The sequence below is a fragment of the Nocardia sp. NPDC004718 genome (assembly GCF_053601535.1).
In genome coordinates this window covers 33,093-49,183 of record NZ_JBSGCA010000031.1, presented here as the reverse complement: position 1 = coordinate 49,183, position 16,091 = coordinate 33,093, and the positions used below count along the sequence as shown (strand labels likewise).

Below are 16,091 nucleotides of genomic sequence, written 5' to 3'. Positions count from 1 at the left end.
CGGCGACGTCTCGGTGGTGGCCGAGCAAGATCAGGACAACGGATTGCGCAGCGCCGCGGAAAAGACCGACAGGCGGGGCGGGCGGGGACGCGACAGCGCGGGCGGGCGCGGTGCCCGGATCGGCCGTCCGAGCCACATGCGCACGAGCAAGGCCGCGAATCGCAGGTGGCCGCGCAGCGCCGGACCGGCGAAGGCGAGCGACCAACGCGTCTGCGTACCGGCTGCGGGCAGCTCACGACCGGCGAAGCGACCGGCCAGCCAGTCGACCATGACCGGCAGCGCCAGGAATTGCAGTAGAAGATGGGTGCTGAGCCGATCGCGCAAGTAGCGCACGTGGACGCCCGCCGCGACATAGCGCGCGACGTGGCCGTCCACGTCGGCGGTCGCGATCACCTCGTCGTGCACGCCCTGCAGCACGAGCATGGGCATCGCGGGCGCTCGGCCGCCGGGGTGGATGTCGTCGAGGATCCGCCGCAGCCCGTCCTGCTCCAGCATGGCGGCCAGTCCCGCGTCACTGTGTTTGTCGATGTCGCGCCGGGCGAAGCGATACAGCAGCGGGAACGTCGCGGTGGTCTCGGTCTCGGCCAGCCAGCCGAGATATCGCGCGTCCAGATGCGCGCGCAGCATGCGGTCCAGATCCGGGTAGCCGCGGCGCAGCCCGGCGGTGAAGACGGCCGCGAATCCCGCGAAGAGGGTGCCGTTGAGGCGGACGAACGCGGCGGCCGGATCCCCCACCGGCGACCCGGCGACCGCGCCCACGATATTCAGCTCGGGCGCGTATTCGGCGGCCATTTCCGCGGCCCAGGCCGTGGCCAAACCCCCGCCCGAATAACCCCACAGCGCCACGGGTGCCGTCGGGTCCAGTCCCAGCGGAACGAAAGCGTGCGCGGCGCGCACCGCGTCCAGCGCGCGATATCCCGGCTCCCTTGCCACGCCGAACCGGCCCGCGGTTCCGCCGTGATCCGGCACCGACACCGCCCAGCCCCGCGCCAGGGCGCTGGCGATCAGCGGCAGCTCGAGCTGGGGAATCGACCCCGCCGCCCGTGCGCCGCGCCGGAGCGAATAGGACGGAAGACATTTCGAGGCCACCGCGTCGATCGCGCACTGGAACGACACCAGCGGGCGCGGCTCGGCCGGATCAGCGCCCCACGGCAACAGCACGGTGGTCACCGCCACCTCGGGCACCCCGTTCAGATCACATGTCCGATAGAGCAGCTGCCAGGCCGAGATGCGCTGGGGCACAAGAGCGAAGAAGCCGATCCGCACCTCCCGCGCTCGAACGATCGCACCGGGACGCAACCGCCCGACCGCGGGCGGTGCGACGTAGAACGGATCGTCTTCGGGCAGTATCGGCCGCTGCGCGAACGGGGCCGGATCGGGCGGCACCGTACCGCCATCCCATTCGAGTTGCACACTCATCCGGTTCTTCCTTTCCGACGGCAGGGCCGTGATCGCGGGCATCCCGCGCCGGATCGCCCGTATTCACCCAACCAAGGTCGTGCCCGGAAAAGAATTGTCCCGGGTACCAATTAGACGCTCGCGGATTCTCGTGCCGATGCAGTGACAGCGGCTCACCAGCTGCCGTTGCCGCCGGCCATCCACGGATTGAAAGTGCATTCCAGCGACGGCTGGGCGACCGGGTCGAGCGCGTGCAGCACGATCGACGCCGCCCGCGGGGAATACATCATCGTGAGGTGGTCGGACATGTCCTGCTCGCAGCCGTCTTGCAGCGTGACGTTGTCCACCGTCGCGTCCGGCCCCGCTTGCAGGAACGTCCATTGATAAGGGTTGGTCACCTCGTCGTGCCGCGAGCCGACCGCCGTGTAGGCGACTCCGGGCACCGTGTCGCCCTGCGCGTTCAGACTGGCGTAGAACGGCGAGCCCACCGCTTGCTGGATATTCGCGAGTCCGACCAGCGGCTCGTAGAACCCGAGAATGTCGACGCCCAGATTGTTGATGATCCGGCCGAGCGTGGCGATACCCATCAGCGACGTACCGTGGTGTGTCGCTCCCAGACTCACCAATTTGCCCACTTTGCCCTGGCCGCCCTCGAACTTCAGATAATGGTCGGCGACCGTCCCGCCTTGCGAGTGACCGACGATGTCGACGGCCTGCGCACCGGTCGCGGCCAGGACCCGGTCGACGAAATCGCGCAACTGGACGGACGAATCCTCCATCCGGCCCACGCCGAAGCGCCCCGGCAGGATCGGGCCGAGACCGCCGCCCTCCAAGATGCCGGAACGCCCGAAATTGAAGGCGAACACGCAGAAACCGGCGCGGGCCAGGCGCGGGGACAAGTAGGAGAAGGTGTCGTATGCGTTGAGCCAGGTGCCGTGCAGCAGCACCACCGGTCGCGGGTGTTCGGCGGTGGGGGTGCAGTTCCAGCGGTTGGCGCCGGGCGGGGCGGCGTCCGGGTGGGTCAGGCCGTAGGCGAACGCCGCCAGATACGCCGACATCTCCGGGCCTTCACCGAACGCGTCGGAAGCGACGCTGGTCGGCCATCCCGACGAACTGCCGCTGTCCACGATCGCGCGCGGTTGCCTGCCGTCCGGGGCGGGCGCCAGGCCTGCGCTGATGTAATCGGCCAGGGCCTGCTGGGTCGGTTCGATCTCCTCCCGCGCGTGCGCCGGTCCGTTGCCGAGTGCCGTGGCCATCGTCACGCCCGCGATCACCGCGGCCCCGATAATCGCCCGTCGAGCGTTGTGCATCATTGCCAACATCGAGTTCACTTCCATTCACGCCGAACCACTGGCGGCCCGGCGGTGAATCGAACACCGCTACAGAATGTTTCTTACGCCACATTCGGATTCGAATGTGATCGGGGACATAGATGCGAGCCGCTTTCCGAATGTATGACTCGCGCCGGAGTGGTGTCACTGCACGCCGAGGAGAAGATTCCGTACGGAATGTTGGCCCCGAAGCCAAAATTCGCGCGACTGGGCCCGCGACCTTGCCGCGGTTTCCTGTGGTCGGAAACAATCGGCCCATGTCCGTCGCGTTGTCCCCGGTGGCCGGAGACGCTCCGCTCGTCGCCCGGTTGCTCACCCGCTGGCCGCAGATCGCCGAGCGCATGCTCGCCGCCGGCCTCGGCACCACCTCGCCCGCCGCCGATCTGCCCGAGGGGCATTTCACCGCCGAGGTGCTTCCGGCGATCTACGCGTGCGGCCGCGCCGTGCTCCAGGCGATCGGTGAACAGCGCAGCTTCACCAAGGCCGAAGTCGCCACGTTCGTCGCCCCGGTGGCCGAGCGGCACGCCGAGGACCGGTTCCCCCTGCCCGTGCTGATCGAGGCCATTCACGGTTCCGCGCAGTCGGTGCTCCATGAGGCGGCCGCGCTGGCCTCCCGCGAGGAGCTCGACGACCTCGTCCTGGTCGGCAGCCGACTGCTCGACCTGCTCATGCAGATCAACATCACGGTCGTGGAGACCTACACCGAGGTCGAGCAGTCCATCTACAACGCCGAACGGGAGGCGCGCCGGGCGCTGTGCTCGGCGCTGCTGAACGGGTTCCCCGCGGCGGAGCTGGCGGCGCGGGCGGACACCGCCCTCGCGGAGCACTACACCGTGCTCGCCATCCACATCCGGCCCGACGATCAGCCGAGCAAGGTCGCCACACTCGTCGGACGCCGCCGCATCCGCCTGCTGCACCGCGCTTTGGACGCCCTCGCGGGCACCACGGCGCTGGCCACCTTCGACGGCTGGAGCGGAATCGCGTTGCTGCCCAGCGGTTCCGACGCCGAACTCGACGACGCGCGCCACACCGGGCTTGCCACTGAGCTGGCCGAGAACTTCGGGGTTCCGGTATTCCTCGCCGAGTATCCGTCCGTGCCGAAGGACGCCATTCCGCACACCGCGAAGGAAGCCACCGACCTCGCCGAACTCGCGCGCCTGCTCGGCCGCCCTGCGGGCGTCTACCAACTCGACGATCTGCTGTTGGAGTACCAGCTCACCAGGCCGGGCACCGCCCGCTCCCGGCTGGCCGAGCGGATCGCCCCGATCCTGGACAGCCCGCACCTGATGGAAGCCCTCGACGCGCACCTGCGCCACGGCTCGGACCGCAAGGCCGCGGCCGCCGAGATCCACGTGCATCCCAACACCTTCAGCTATCGTCTGCGCCGCATCGCCGAACTCACCGGCGTCGATCCCACCGACCCGCACGACTCCCGGCTGCTGGCGGCCGCGCTGACGATTCAGCGCCTGTATCCGGGCAGGCCGCCCGGCGAGGCCAAGGCCTAGGCAAGGGAATTCCCTGCTGTCGATCGCGGCCCGCCCCTGGGCATCCCATGGCCCACAGCGGTGAATCTGTGTTAACTTAGCTGAGAATGCCAGTTAACTTAACTGATCGGAGATGGCCATGAGGTCCGCCGTCGTCGTCGATGTCGTCCGCACACCGTCCGGTAAGGGCAAAGCAGGCGGCGGCCTGTCGGACGTACATCCGGCCACCCTGCTCGCGGGCGTGCTCGCCGAACTCGTCGCCCGCAACGACCTCGATCCCGCCGTGGTGGACGACGTGGTCGGCGGATGCGTCACGCAGAGCGGGGAGCAGGCGTTCAACATCAGCAGAACCGCCGCGCTGGCCGCCGGATTCCCGGAATCGGTGCCCGCGACCACGGTGGACCGGCAGTGCGGGTCCAGCCAGCAGGCCGCGCACTTCGCGGCGCAGGGTGTCATCGCGGGCGCCTACGACGTCGCGATCGCGTGCGGTGTCGAATCCATGAGCCGGGCGCCGATGTTCTCCAACGGCCAGGGCAAGGACGCCAACCGCGGTCCGCTCGCCCACCGCTACCCGGACGGCCTCATCCAGCAGGGCATCGCGGCCGAGGTGATCGCCGCCCGGTGGAAGTTCGACCGCGCCGCGCTCGACGAGTTCGCGGCTCGTTCGCATCGGCTCGCCGCCGCCACCGCGGCGCGGGGAGGCTTCGACAACGAACTGGTCGCGGCGGGCACCCTGACGGCCGACGAGACGATCCGGCCCGCCACCACCGGCGAGAGTCTGGCGAAGTTGCGGCCCGCCTTCGTCGACGACCAGTACACCGCGCGCTTCCCCGAGATCGAGTGGTCGATCACGCCGGGCAACTCCTCCCCGCTGACCGACGGCGCCTCCGCCGCACTGATCATGAGCGAGGAGGCCGCCACGAAACTGGGCCTTCGTCCGCGCGCCCGGTTCCACTCGTTCGCCGTGGTGGGCGACGACCCTCTGCTCATGCTCACGGCCGTGATCCCGGCCACCAGCAAGGTGCTGGATCGCGCCGGGCTGAGCATCGATGACATCGACGCCTACGAGGTGAACGAAGCGTTCGCGCCCGTGCCCCTGGTCTGGCAGCACGAGTTGAACGCCGATCCGGACAAGCTGAACCCGCGCGGCGGCGCGATCGCCCTCGGCCACCCGCTGGGCGCCTCCGGCACCCGCATCCTGGCGACGCTGGTCAACCACCTGGAGCAGACCGGCGGCCGCTACGGCCTGCAGACGATGTGCGAGGCGGGCGGCCTGGCCAACGCGACGATCATCGAACGCCTCGGATGAGCGTCCGCACCGCACTGATCACCGGAGGGTCACGCGGCATCGGCGCCGAGGTGGCGCGCCGCCTGGCGGGCGAGGGTTACCACCTGACCCTGGCCGCGCGCACGCTCGACACACTCGAGCAGACCGCGGCCCGCCTGCGCGCGGAAACGGGAGCCGAGGTGCAGGCGGTGGTCACGCAGATGAACGACCTCGACCAGGTGCGCGCCCTGGTTACGGCGCATGAGGAACGGTTCGGCGGCATGAACGCGCTGGTGCTGAGCGCGGGCACCGGCACGGCGGGCGCCGTGGCAGACCTACCCGCGAAGGCGTACGAACGCATGCTGGACGTGAATTTCCGCGCGCCGCTGACGCTCATCCGGGCCGCGTTGCCGCTGCTGCGCAAGAGCGCGGCCGACGATCGGGAGCGCGGCGCGAAGATCGTCGCGCTGGCTTCGATCACCGGCGTCGCCGGAGAAGCGGGACTCGCCGCCTACGGGGCCACCAAAGCGGCGCTCATCTCGCTGTGCGAGACGGTGTCGCTGGAGGAATCCGCGAACGGCGTCAGTGCGACGGCGGTGTCCCCGGGCTATGTCGACACCGACATGACCGCGTGGAAGCGTGCTGTCCTGGACCGATCGGCCATGCTCACCACCGGCGACATCGCCGAGATGGTCTTGGCGGTCACGCGGCTGTCGCGTAACGCGGTGGTGCCGAACATCATCCTGTCGCGCGCCGGTGATCAACTGTGGCGGGCCTGAGCACCGTTACCTGACAGCGACCGGCGCGAGGGTCCGGCCGCCGGAGAGCAGGCGAATCGGCGTTCGGTGAATCCGAATTCGGACCGGATGATCGGATATCGAATTACCGATGCGATTGTCCGGATAAACCGGCATTTCGCGAGATTTATTACTGCCGGTAAATAGCTCGGCGCCTACCGCGAATCCGCGGTAGGCGCCGGTGACGCATCAGAGGTAAGCGCCGCACACGGGCCAGGCGCCCGGACCCTGGGTCGCGAGGACGTTCTCCGCGACCCGGATCTGCTCGTCCCGGCTGGCATTCGACGGGCTGCCGCTGCCGCCGTTGGCCTCCCAGGTGCTCTGGGTGAACTGCAGGCCGCCCGAGAAGCCGTTACCGGTGTTGGTGGACCAGTTGCCGCTGCTCTCGCACTGCGCGACGGCGTCCCAGTTGTGGGCCGAAGCGGTCGCGGTGGACAGGCCGAACGGCACGGCGACGAAGGCGCCGACAGCCGCGGTGAAGCCGAGAACACGAGTGGTGAATTTACGGTTTTGCGACATGAGATTTCCCGCCTGAGCCCACCGGCTCGGCGAATTCGCCGCGCCCCTGTCCCCAGGGAAGTTCGTGGACACTCGAACCGCGGGACAGGGTTTCCGGCGTTCTGCGATTCGAGCTCGATCTCGGTGTTGCCCCGAGCCGTGACCGACGTTAGCGGAGATATCGCGGCAGATCACGTTCGAATAACGTCGGCATAGGTTTGACCCTTGGTCGAGACTTCGCGCCGTTCACCCAGGTCGATCGCGCAAAATCGACCGATACAGATCAGCTGTTATGGCTTCGTGATGTGGCCGAGATCACTGCGATATGGTGAAGCGGATCGCATTTTCGCAGGTCCACGACTTGCGGTAGTAGGCATACCGCGCCCCAGGCGCGCCGCCACTCAGGCATCAGCTACCGAGTCGTTACCTGATCGAAGAAGGGGAGATATCCGCGTGACGCCGAGGCCGAACCGGTGTCCCGCGACCGGTCCGTGACCTCGACGCGGGCACGGCGACCCGGCCGGACACGGTCGTCGGCCCCGCGCGGGCCGGCCACAGTGCGCGGCCGACCGGCGCCGGATGCGTGCCGAACGCCCCGCTCCGGCGCCGAACCGGGCTACTTGCCGTGCGCCCGCAATTGGTAGAGGCCTTCGGTCTCCGCCACCACCACGCCGTCGGCGTCGGTGACCACGGCTCGCAGCGTGAAGTCGGATTTGCCGTTCGCCGCCGCCTCCGCGCCGATGCGCGTGATCTCCTCCTCGGACAACGTCGCCTCCGCGCGCACATCCGTCTTGGCCGGCTTGCGGAAGAAGACGTGCAGATCCTTCACCAGCGGATAGAACGCCGAGTTGTCGAACGTGGCGACCGCGATCGCGCCGCCGAGGATCTCGGCCACGGTGAACAGCACTCCGGCGTACATCACGCCGAAGTGGTTGCCGTTGCCCTCGACGGGCACCGAGGTCGCCGCGAAACCGCGCCGCACTTCCACCGCCTGCACACCCATCTTGTGCGCGATCGGGATGGTGAATTCCAGTGCCCCGTTGACGATGTCCTTGAACGGAGGAGTCTCGACGTCGCTCATCGCAACCGTCCCTTCACGCCGGAGGTGGCTGGCACCTCGTTGTCTCTGCCACGGCCACCTCGGTGGACGTCACCGAAGCGTAGGCCCTGACCGGCGCGGCCCGACAGGGTGTTGGCAGTTTGCCAACACAGTCGGCCGCTCGGATCACAGACTGCGGGCGATGATCTCTTTCATGATCTCGTTGGTGCCGCCGTAGATCTTCTGGACACGGCTGTCGGTCCACATCCGCGAGATCGGGTATTCGCTCATATAGCCGTAGCCGCCGTGCAGTTGGAGGCACTCGTCGGCCACCGACATCGCGCGATCGGTGGTCCACCACTTGGCCATGGCGACGGTCGGGATGTCCAGTTCCCCACGCAGATGCCGCACGATGCAGTCGTCCAGGAACACCCGGGCCACCCGGGTCTCGGTGGCCGCCTCAGCGAGGGTGAACTTGGTGTTCTGGAAGGCGAACAGCGGCTTGCCGAAGGCGTGCCGCTCCTTGGTGTAGCGCAGCGTGACCTCGAGCGCGGCCTCCATCCCTGCCACCGATCCGACGGCGATGATCAGCCGCTCCTGCGGAAGCTGCTGCATCAACTGGACGAAGCCCTGCCCTTCCCGCGTGCCCAGCAGGTTCGACACGGGGACCCGGACGTCCTCGAAGAACAGCTCGGAGGTGTCCTGCCCCTTCTGCCCTACCTTGTCCAGCACCCGGCCGCGGCGGAAGCCCGGCCGGTCGGCCTCGACCAGGATCAGCGAGATGCCACTGGCGCCCTCGCTGGTGTCGGTCTTGGCGACCACGATGATGAGATCGGCCTGGCTGCCGTTGGTGATGAAGGTCTTGGAGCCGTTCACCACGTACTCGTCGCCCTCGCGGATCGCCTTGGTCTTGACGCTCTGCAGGTCCGATCCCGTGCCGGGCTCGGTCATGGCGATCGCGCCGACGACCTCACCGGTGGCCATCTTGGGCAGCCACTGCCGCTTCTGTTCTTCGGTGCCGTAGTGCAGCAGGTAATGCGCGACGATGCCGCTGTGCAGAGTGGCGCCCCAGGAGGTGTCGAACGCCTTGGCCTGCTCCTCGATCAGCACGGCCTCGTGCGCGAAGGTGCCGCCGCCACCGCCGTACTCCTCCGGGATCGATGCGCACAGCAGGCCGAGCGCGCCCGCCTTGTTCCAGAAGTCACGGTCGACGTGGTGCTGCTCGATGAACTTGTCGATGTTCGGCGTCAACTCCTTCGCGAAGAACGAGCGGGCGAGCTCGCGCAGGGCGTCCAGGTCGTCGTCGAGCCAGGCGGACCGGTAGGTCGTCATCGGGTGTCCTCGCGAAAGTCTGATACCGATAGTTACGGGTACAGTGTGTACCACGGATCTGCCGGGTACAAGGTGTACCACTCGATTCGCCTGGCGATACGCTGAGCCGCGTGGCACGACGACCTTGGGTGGACACCGCCGACGCACGGCGTTCCACCAGCGATCGGCCCGGCCGCGACGAGCGCCGCCGGGCCATCGTGACAGCCGCGATCGCGGCGATCGAGGAGGACGGTCCGCACGCGCTGACCGGCCGGATCGCCGACCGCGCCGGACTGGCCCGCACGCACGTCTACCGGCATTTCGCCAGCAAAGAGGAGCTGGACCTCGCGGTCGCCCGGCACGCGCACCACGATCTGACCGAACGGATCCGCGCGCGCCTGGCGGTGGACGGCACGCCGCTGGACATCATCCGCGCGCCCTTGGCCCAGCACGTGCGGTGGGCCGCCGAGCATCCCAATCTCTATCGCTTCCTGGTCGGACGCGACTACCGGCGCGGCCGCAACGAACCGCGCGTCGGCGGCAGCGCGTTCGCCGCCGAGATCTCCGCCGCCGCTACCCGCTACCTGCCGGAATTCGGGGCCGACCCGCTGGCCGCGGACCGGGTGGTTGTCGCGCTGCTCGGCTTGGTGGACGCCTCGGTGCGGTGGTGGCTGGAACACCACGACACCACCGAGGCCGCCCTGGTGGACCGCCTGACCACCGAGTGCTGGCTGCTCATCGACAACCGGCTGCGCGATCTGGGCATTGCTCTCGATCCGCGGCAATCATTGGCAACTGAATCGAGTCCCACAGGGGTCAGCGCGAGGCGGGGACCACTTCGCGCGTGATCGCGTGCACGAAATCGGGCAGATCACCCGGGTTGCGCGAAGTGAGCAAGGTCCACCCGCCCTCGGCGGAGCGGACCGCCGCCTCGTCGACCCACTCGCCGCCCGCGTTGACGAGGTCGATCCGCAGCGAGAAGTACGAGGTCAGCGTCTTGCCGCGGACCAGCTCGGCGTTCACGAGCAGCCACGGGCCATGGCAGATCGAGGCGATCGGCTTGCCCGCGCCCGCGAACTCCTTGGCCAGTTCGATCGCCCGGTCGGTGACCCGCAGCTTGTCCGCGTTCACCGTGCCGCCGGGGACGACCAGCACGTCGAAATCGTCCACGGACACCTCGTGCAGCGACGCATCCGGTTGCACGACGGTGTCTTTCTCCGTGTCGTGCAGGTACGTCTGCACCTCCTCGCGCTTCGGTGCGGCATGGGTGACCCGCGCCCCGCGCTTGCGCAGTTCGTCGCGCGGCACCAGCAGTTCGTCCCGCTCCACTCCTGTATTCGAGGTGATGATCAGCACGCGCGTCCCATCCAGTTGATCGGTCATGAGCCGCTCTCCTTTCGCCTCGGGATAGTCGTGTTTCCGGCATGCCGCACGAGGGGCGGGCTAAACCTCGCCGGAGGCACGATCCGCGGCGTCGTCCGGCGACAGCAGTGTGCTGGACAGATGCTCCTGCGCCGGCCTGCGCAGCGCGGCGAGCAGCGTATCGCCCAGAATCGTTCCGACAAAGGCGGTTTCGGTCATCCGCTCGAGGCCGGGTTCGTTGCGGACCAGGGCTATGCCGGTGGCGGCGATGCTTCGCCGGCGACCGCGTTGTCGTCCATCGCGGCGACCACGTCGCCGTGGCCGAGCAGACGCAGCGCGGCGCAGACATCGATCAGGGTGTCGCGGGCCGGGCTGTCGTCATCGATTCGCCAGCCGCGCCGGTCCAGCAGTGCCGCGACGTCCTCGGCGGCGGCTTCCCGCTGCTCGGCACCGACCTGCGACCTCCGGCCGCCCAGCGCGTACTGGAGATGCCCCGACGCGTCCCGCACGGACGGACTGCCGCTGTCGAGCGCCGCGAGTATTTCCTTCGCCGCTTCGATGGACACGCCGCCGATATCCATCAGCGCCCGGATCAGCCGCAGTCTGCTGACGTGCGCATCGCTGACAACACCTTCGAAAGCACGAGTGGCATGACGACCATCGGCAGGCGGGTCTCGCGCTTGCGATCCTTCCGAATGGGACGATTTCGCCGGATGGGTCGTGCGCGGCCGGGTACAACGGAATCGTGAGTGCTTCTAGATATTTGGGCGCGCTCGTCAGCGCGCTGGCGACAGTTGTCGCGGTGTCCTCCTTCTCCGTTCGTCCCGCCGAAGCCGAGTCCGCGCGGGCGCGCGTGGTGGGGGATGCCCCGCTCGGCGGATCGGTGTCCCAGATCGATGTCTACTCGCCGTCGATGGACAAAGTGGTCACCAACCGGGTGATCCGGGCGGCGGGCGGCGCACCCGCGCCGACGTTGTACCTGCTCACCGGTATCGGCGGCGGCGTCGACGGAATCTCCTGGTGGGACGACACGGACGTCCGGGAGTTCTTCGCGGACAAGCACATCAACGTGGTGATGCCGGTCGGCGGCGCCTACAGCATGTACACCGACTGGCTCGCCGATGATCCGGCGGTCGGGCGCAACCGATGGCAGACCTATCTCACGCGTGAGCTTCCGGCGACGCTCGACGCCGAACTCGGCACGACCGGGCGCAACGCGATCGCGGGGGTGTCGATGAGCGCCGGATCCGCGGTCGACCTCGCGATCCAGGCGCCCGACGTGTACGACGCGGTGGCGGCCTACAGCGGATGCCCGTGGGCCGCGGACGCCGTCGGCGCGGCCATGGTGAGCGCCCAGGTCATCCGTGGCGGGGGCAATCCGGCGAACATGTGGGGCGCTCCGGGCGACGTGATCTGGCGGGCGCACGACGCTTTCGCCAACGCGCCCGCTCTGGCCGGGAAGACCATCTACTTGTCCGCCGCCTCCGGCACTCCCGGTGCGATCGATCGAGGCGGCCTGCCCTTTCCGCCCATCGAAGCGATCGCCAGCTCCTGCACGGCGGCCTTCGCCGATCGTCTCGACGAACTCGGGCTGTCCGCTGTCCACGTGAATCGCGCGGAAGGCTCGCACACCTGGGGGTTGTTCGAGACCGACCTCCACGAGTCGTGGCCGCACCTGGCGCACGCTCTCGCCGCGTGAGGATTCGGCCGCCGGAGGTCGCCTTCGTGGCCGCGGCGGGCGCCTCCGTGCCGGGTGAACGCCTCTTCGTCACGCGCGCGCCGGAATTCACGCTTTCGAGCGGGTGAGTCCAAGACCTGTCACGATCGCCAGACCCGCAGTGGCGAGCAGCGCGGCGACGGCGAAGGTCGCGTGTGTTCCCCGGGCCACCTGCTCCGGCGCGGCGCCGATGACGTCGCCGGTTCCCGCCGCGAGAGCGAAGACCGCGCCCATGACCGACGCACCGGTGACGAGACCCAGATTGCGAGAAAGGTTCAGCATGCCCGAGACGAGGCCCCGCTGTCGCGGGTCGACGTCTCGCATGACCGCCGTGTTGTTGGCCGCCTGGAACAGGGCGTACCCCAGGGTGGTGACCACCAGTGGCAGCACGTAGCCGATGACCCCGGCGCTCGCGGGCAGCAGCGCGAGCGCGGCGGTGCCGCCGATGACACCGCCCAGCCCGACGCTCACCATGGTCCTCGCTCCGAAGCGATCCGTAGCGCGTCCCGCGGGCACGCCGGTGAGGGCCGACACCGCGGGACCGGCCGACATCACCAGACCGACCGCGGCCGGATCGAGGTGCAGAGCGCGGGCGAGGTGGAAGGGACCCACGACGAGCGTGGTCATCATGACGGTCGAGACCAGCGCACTGGTCGTCAAGCCCGCGGCCAGGAGCGGATCGCGGAGCATCCCGAGCCTGAGCAGCGGCGCGGAAACGCGGGTTTCGGTGCGGACGAACAACGCGAGGCACGTTCCGGCGACGAGCAGCAATCCGATTCCGAGCGGGCCGACCGCGTTTCCTTCGATCGTCATAGCCAGGGCGTAGGCGCCGAGCGCGAGCGCCAGCAGCACTGTACCCGGGATGTCGAAACGCGAACGCGCGCTTCCGGTTTCCGGTGCGGCACCGGTCGGCAGGCGCTTCGCCAGGACCAGGGTGAGCAACCCGAGCGGCGCGACGGCGACGAAGATCGCACGCCAGCCGCAGGCCGCGATGAGCACTCCACCGAGCGAGGGACCCAGCGCGGTCCCGACCGCCGACATCGTCCCGAGCAGCCCCATGACGCTGCCGGTGCGGTCCTTCGGCACGGTCTCGCCGACGAAGGCCATCGTCAGCGCCATCATGCACGCGGCGCCCGCTCCTTGCAGCGCGCGGGCAGCGGCCAGGAAGACGAGATCCGGAGCCAGACCGCACAACATGGTCGCGACCGTGAACACCGCGATACCGCCGAGCAGCAGGCGGCGCCGGCCTGCGACGTCGCCGAGACGGCCCGCGCCGACGACCAGTGTCGTGGTGGCCAGCAGGTAGGCGATCACGACCCACTGCACCTGGTGGAAGGAGGCGTCGAACGCCACCGCCATGGTCGGTAGGGCGACATTCGCGATGCTGATGCTCAGCGAGGGCAACAGCATGGACAACGACAGCGCGAGCAGCGTCCGAGGCAAGGAGGGACGCCGGGCGTACGACGTCCGTAGGCGGGGTTCTGCTGATTTCAAGACGACCTCTTCGATATGGATGACGCTCTGGACGCTAGGCCCCGCTTTCACCTGGCGGAAGACGCAAAGAGGGAAACTCATCTGTGCACTGCACGCCATATCCCGGGAGCACTGTGAGATCGTGTGCCCATGGCGCGGCCCGATCTGAATCTGCTGCTCACCTTGGACGTTCTGCTCGAGGAGGGCAGCGTGACGCGGGCAGGAGAGCGGCTCGCGCTCAGTCCTTCGGCGATGAGCCGTCAGCTCGCGCGATTGCGCCGGGCCACCGGCGATCCGCTGCTGGTGCGGGCGGGCCGGGGGCTGGTGCCCACGCCACGCGCCGTGGAGCTGCGCGACCGCGTGCGCGGCCTGGTCCGGGAGGCAGAGGAGGTACTGCGGCCCGCCGATCACCTCCACCTGGCCGAGCTTGCGAGAACGTTCACCGTGCGCAGCAGCGACGGGTTCGTGGAGCGGTTCGGACCCGAACTGGTGGCCGAGATCGGCCACGCGGCGCCGGAGGTGCGACTGCGGTTCGTGCGGAAGACGAAGAAGGACACCGATCCCTTGCGAGACGGCGCCATCGACCTGGAGACGGGAGTCATCGAGCGCGCGCTGCCGCCCGACATCGTGAGCCGACCGCTGTTCACCGACCGGTTCATCGGGGTGGTGCGTCTCGAACATCCGCTCTGTGCGGGAAAGATCACCGCGGCCAGGTACGCCGCCGCACGGCACGTGCACGTCTCCCGGCGCGGCCTGGGCGAGGGACTGGTGGACCAGGCGCTACACCCGACCGGTCACCGGCGCGACGTCGTCACCGTCGTGGACGGCTTCGGCGCGGCCTTGGCGCTGGCGAGGGCCTCGGACCTGGTCGCGACGGTCCCGCAGCGGCACACCGTGATCCTGCGGCAGGGCATGCACTCGTTCGAGCTGCCGTTCCGCGCTCCGGAGGTGACCGTGTCGTTGTTGTGGCATGTCCGGCTCGACGCGGATCCGGCTCATCGATGGCTGCGCGGCCGCGTGCTCGATGTGTGCGTGCGATCGGCCGGACCGTGAAAGGCGAGTGAGCGCCGCGTCCTCGCGGTCAGGTACGCGGGGTGCTCACAGGCCTTCGTCGACGGGATAGCGGGCGGCGAGTCCGGACCGGTCGCCGAGCCCGAAGTTCATGACGAGGTCGTCGGCGACCCGCACCAGCACGTCGCGTCCCTCGACCGCCGCCGCCCACTCCATCGGCAGTCCGGAGACACCGTGGACGGCGCCGACCAGATTTCCCGCCACCGCGCCCGTGGAATCGGAATCGCCGGAGTGGTTCACCGCCAGCAGCAGCGCGCCGCGGGCGTCTCCGGTCCTGGCCGCGTACAAGGCGCAGTACACGGCGATGGCCAGGCATTCCTCGGCGACCCACCCCTCCCCCACGTGCTCGACCTGTTCGGCGGAGACCGGGTGCTCGGACAATTCCGCGGCTCGGGTCAGCGCCGCCACCGTCTCCGCACTCGAAGGGACGGCGGCGAGCTGGGTGATCGTCTCCCGCAACGCGATCGGCAGGTCGGTTCCGCTCACGACCCGATCGACCAGTGCCGCGAACGCCCCCGCGGCGAGATATCCCGTGGGGTGCCCGTGGGTCAGCTGCGCGGCCCGGGCGGCGGTGGTGAACGCGAGATCGGGCCCCATTCCGGACAATCCGAAGGGCGCCGACCGCATGACCGTGCCGCACCCCTTCGAATGCGGATTCACCGGCCCGCTCGTACCGAAGGCGACCGGTGCGAGATATCCCCGGGACTGCTGTCCCAGACCGGACATGCACGCGTTCCCGGGCGCCCGCACCGCGTACAGGAAGGGCAGACTCGCCAGCCACCCGTCGACGTGTGGCGCGGGCGCCTCCCGCCGCTGAGTCTGTAACCAGCGCAGATAGGCTCGGCGCAAGGCGGGCACCGGATCGGCGCCGGGCCCCGAGCGCAACAGTCCCTCCGCGGTGAACAGCGTCATCTGAGTGTCGTCGGTGATCTGTTGCGGCGCGTCCTGGGCGTGCTGGGGCAGAAAGCCCGTCACGCCTTCGTCGCCGTACCGCTGCCGAATCTGGTCCAGCCGTAAGAATTCGATCGGCCAGCCGAGCGCGTCACCCACCGCCCCGCCCAGCAGAGAACCCCTGACCCGATCGAAGACTGCCGTGTAATCCGCCACGAGACCACGGTATCCACCCGATCCGCACCGGTCGCGGCGCGCACCTGCTCGACGAAATCGCCCAATTGCCGGGCGGAATCCTCTATCGGACCGATACCACCGCCTTCCAGCACGCCGGACCGGCCGTAATTGAAGGCGTAGACGCAATAACCGGCCCGCGCCAGCCGCGGCGACAGGTACGCGAAGGTGTCATAGGCGTTGAGCCAGGTCCGTGGACGACGACCGGCCGCGGGTGC

16 protein-coding genes are annotated in these 16,091 nt (G+C 68.9%); 6 read left to right on the top strand and 10 right to left on the bottom strand.

Features of this window, described 5'->3' with window-relative positions; genetic code table 11:
• Positions 1–30: 30 nt before the first annotated feature.
• Positions 31–1,419 carry a lipase family protein gene (locus tag ACWEH3_RS23070; RefSeq protein WP_450018782.1) on the bottom strand — a complete coding sequence of 463 codons (1,389 nt, stop codon included), beginning with the start codon at positions 1,417–1,419 and terminating at the stop codon, positions 31–33.
• A gap of 152 nt (positions 1,420–1,571) precedes the next feature.
• Entirely contained in the window at positions 1,572–2,711 is a 1,140-nt protein-coding gene (locus tag ACWEH3_RS23065) for an esterase/lipase family protein (RefSeq protein WP_450018872.1), read from the bottom strand.
• 275 nt (positions 2,712–2,986) lie between these two features.
• Between ACWEH3_RS23065 and ACWEH3_RS23060 the strand changes: the two genes are divergently transcribed.
• The 3 genes from ACWEH3_RS23060 to ACWEH3_RS23050 all read left to right on the top strand — a co-directional run bounded on the left by ACWEH3_RS23060 (position 2,987) and on the right by ACWEH3_RS23050 (position 6,259).
• On the top strand, positions 2,987–4,234 hold the full coding sequence (locus tag ACWEH3_RS23060; RefSeq protein ID WP_450018784.1) for a PucR family transcriptional regulator: 1,248 nt from the start codon (positions 2,987–2,989) through the stop codon (positions 4,232–4,234).
• A gap of 118 nt (positions 4,235–4,352) precedes the next feature.
• Positions 4,353–5,522, top strand: a complete 1,170-nt coding sequence (locus ACWEH3_RS23055; RefSeq protein ID WP_450018786.1) for a thiolase family protein — start codon at positions 4,353–4,355, stop codon at positions 5,520–5,522.
• Positions 5,519–6,259: an SDR family NAD(P)-dependent oxidoreductase gene (locus tag ACWEH3_RS23050; RefSeq protein ID WP_450018788.1), complete on the top strand. Its 741-nt coding sequence runs from the start codon at positions 5,519–5,521 to the stop codon at positions 6,257–6,259. The genes ACWEH3_RS23055 and ACWEH3_RS23050 overlap by 4 nt, the downstream gene beginning before the upstream one ends.
• Before the next feature lie 207 nt (positions 6,260–6,466).
• Here the strand turns inward: ACWEH3_RS23050 and ACWEH3_RS23045 are convergent, their stop codons facing one another.
• The 3 genes from ACWEH3_RS23045 to ACWEH3_RS23035 all read right to left on the bottom strand — a co-directional run bounded on the left by ACWEH3_RS23045 (position 6,467) and on the right by ACWEH3_RS23035 (position 9,146).
• The gene (locus tag ACWEH3_RS23045) at positions 6,467–6,796 is read right to left on the bottom strand and encodes a transglycosylase family protein (protein WP_450018790.1); all 330 of its coding nucleotides are present in this window, start codon (positions 6,794–6,796) and stop codon (positions 6,467–6,469) included.
• Positions 6,797–7,391: 595 nt separating this feature from the next.
• Positions 7,392–7,856 carry a PaaI family thioesterase gene (locus ACWEH3_RS23040; protein WP_450018792.1) on the bottom strand — a complete coding sequence of 155 codons (465 nt, stop codon included), beginning with the start codon at positions 7,854–7,856 and terminating at the stop codon, positions 7,392–7,394.
• Positions 7,857–8,000: 144 nt separating this feature from the next.
• Positions 8,001–9,146, bottom strand: coding sequence for an acyl-CoA dehydrogenase family protein (locus ACWEH3_RS23035; protein WP_450018794.1), 1,146 nt, complete (start codon positions 9,144–9,146; stop codon positions 8,001–8,003).
• Positions 9,147–9,256: 110 nt separating this feature from the next.
• Here ACWEH3_RS23035 and ACWEH3_RS23030 point away from each other — a divergent pair, with 110 nt between their 5' ends.
• Positions 9,257–9,973 carry a TetR/AcrR family transcriptional regulator gene (locus ACWEH3_RS23030; RefSeq protein ID WP_450018796.1) on the top strand — a complete coding sequence of 239 codons (717 nt, stop codon included), beginning with the start codon at positions 9,257–9,259 and terminating at the stop codon, positions 9,971–9,973.
• Here the strand turns inward: ACWEH3_RS23030 and ACWEH3_RS23025 are convergent.
• The 3 genes from ACWEH3_RS23025 to ACWEH3_RS23015 are packed head-to-tail and all read right to left on the bottom strand — an operon-like array spanning position 9,942 to position 11,053.
• A complete protein-coding gene (locus tag ACWEH3_RS23025) occupies positions 9,942–10,508 on the bottom strand; it encodes a type 1 glutamine amidotransferase domain-containing protein (protein WP_450018798.1) in 567 nt (188 codons plus the stop codon). The two genes, ACWEH3_RS23030 and ACWEH3_RS23025, sit on opposite strands and share 32 nt — an antisense overlap.
• A gap of 60 nt (positions 10,509–10,568) precedes the next feature.
• Positions 10,569–10,706, bottom strand: a complete 138-nt coding sequence (locus tag ACWEH3_RS23020; RefSeq protein ID WP_450018800.1) for a hypothetical protein — start codon at positions 10,704–10,706, stop codon at positions 10,569–10,571.
• Between the two features lie 32 nt (positions 10,707–10,738).
• The gene (locus tag ACWEH3_RS23015; protein ID WP_450018876.1) at positions 10,739–11,053 is read right to left on the bottom strand and encodes a hypothetical protein; all 315 of its coding nucleotides are present in this window, start codon (positions 11,051–11,053) and stop codon (positions 10,739–10,741) included.
• A gap of 179 nt (positions 11,054–11,232) precedes the next feature.
• Here ACWEH3_RS23015 and ACWEH3_RS23010 point away from each other — a divergent pair, with 179 nt between their 5' ends.
• Complete coding sequence (locus ACWEH3_RS23010) at positions 11,233–12,186, top strand: alpha/beta hydrolase (protein WP_450018802.1); 954 nt, start codon at positions 11,233–11,235, stop codon at positions 12,184–12,186.
• Between the two features lie 87 nt (positions 12,187–12,273).
• On the opposite strand, the gene ACWEH3_RS23005 is transcribed toward ACWEH3_RS23010, so the two are convergent.
• Positions 12,274–13,698, bottom strand: coding sequence for an MFS transporter (locus ACWEH3_RS23005; protein WP_450018804.1), 1,425 nt, complete (start codon positions 13,696–13,698; stop codon positions 12,274–12,276).
• A gap of 129 nt (positions 13,699–13,827) precedes the next feature.
• On the opposite strand from ACWEH3_RS23005, the gene ACWEH3_RS23000 reads away from it, so the two are divergent.
• On the top strand, positions 13,828–14,730 hold the full coding sequence (locus tag ACWEH3_RS23000) for a LysR family transcriptional regulator (protein ID WP_450018806.1): 903 nt from the start codon (positions 13,828–13,830) through the stop codon (positions 14,728–14,730).
• Positions 14,731–14,775: 45 nt separating this feature from the next.
• Here ACWEH3_RS23000 and ACWEH3_RS22995 read toward each other — a convergent pair whose 3' ends face one another.
• A complete protein-coding gene (locus ACWEH3_RS22995) occupies positions 14,776–15,855 on the bottom strand; it encodes an ADP-ribosylglycohydrolase family protein (protein ID WP_450018808.1) in 1,080 nt (359 codons plus the stop codon).
• Between the last annotated feature and the right edge of the window lie 236 nt (positions 15,856–16,091).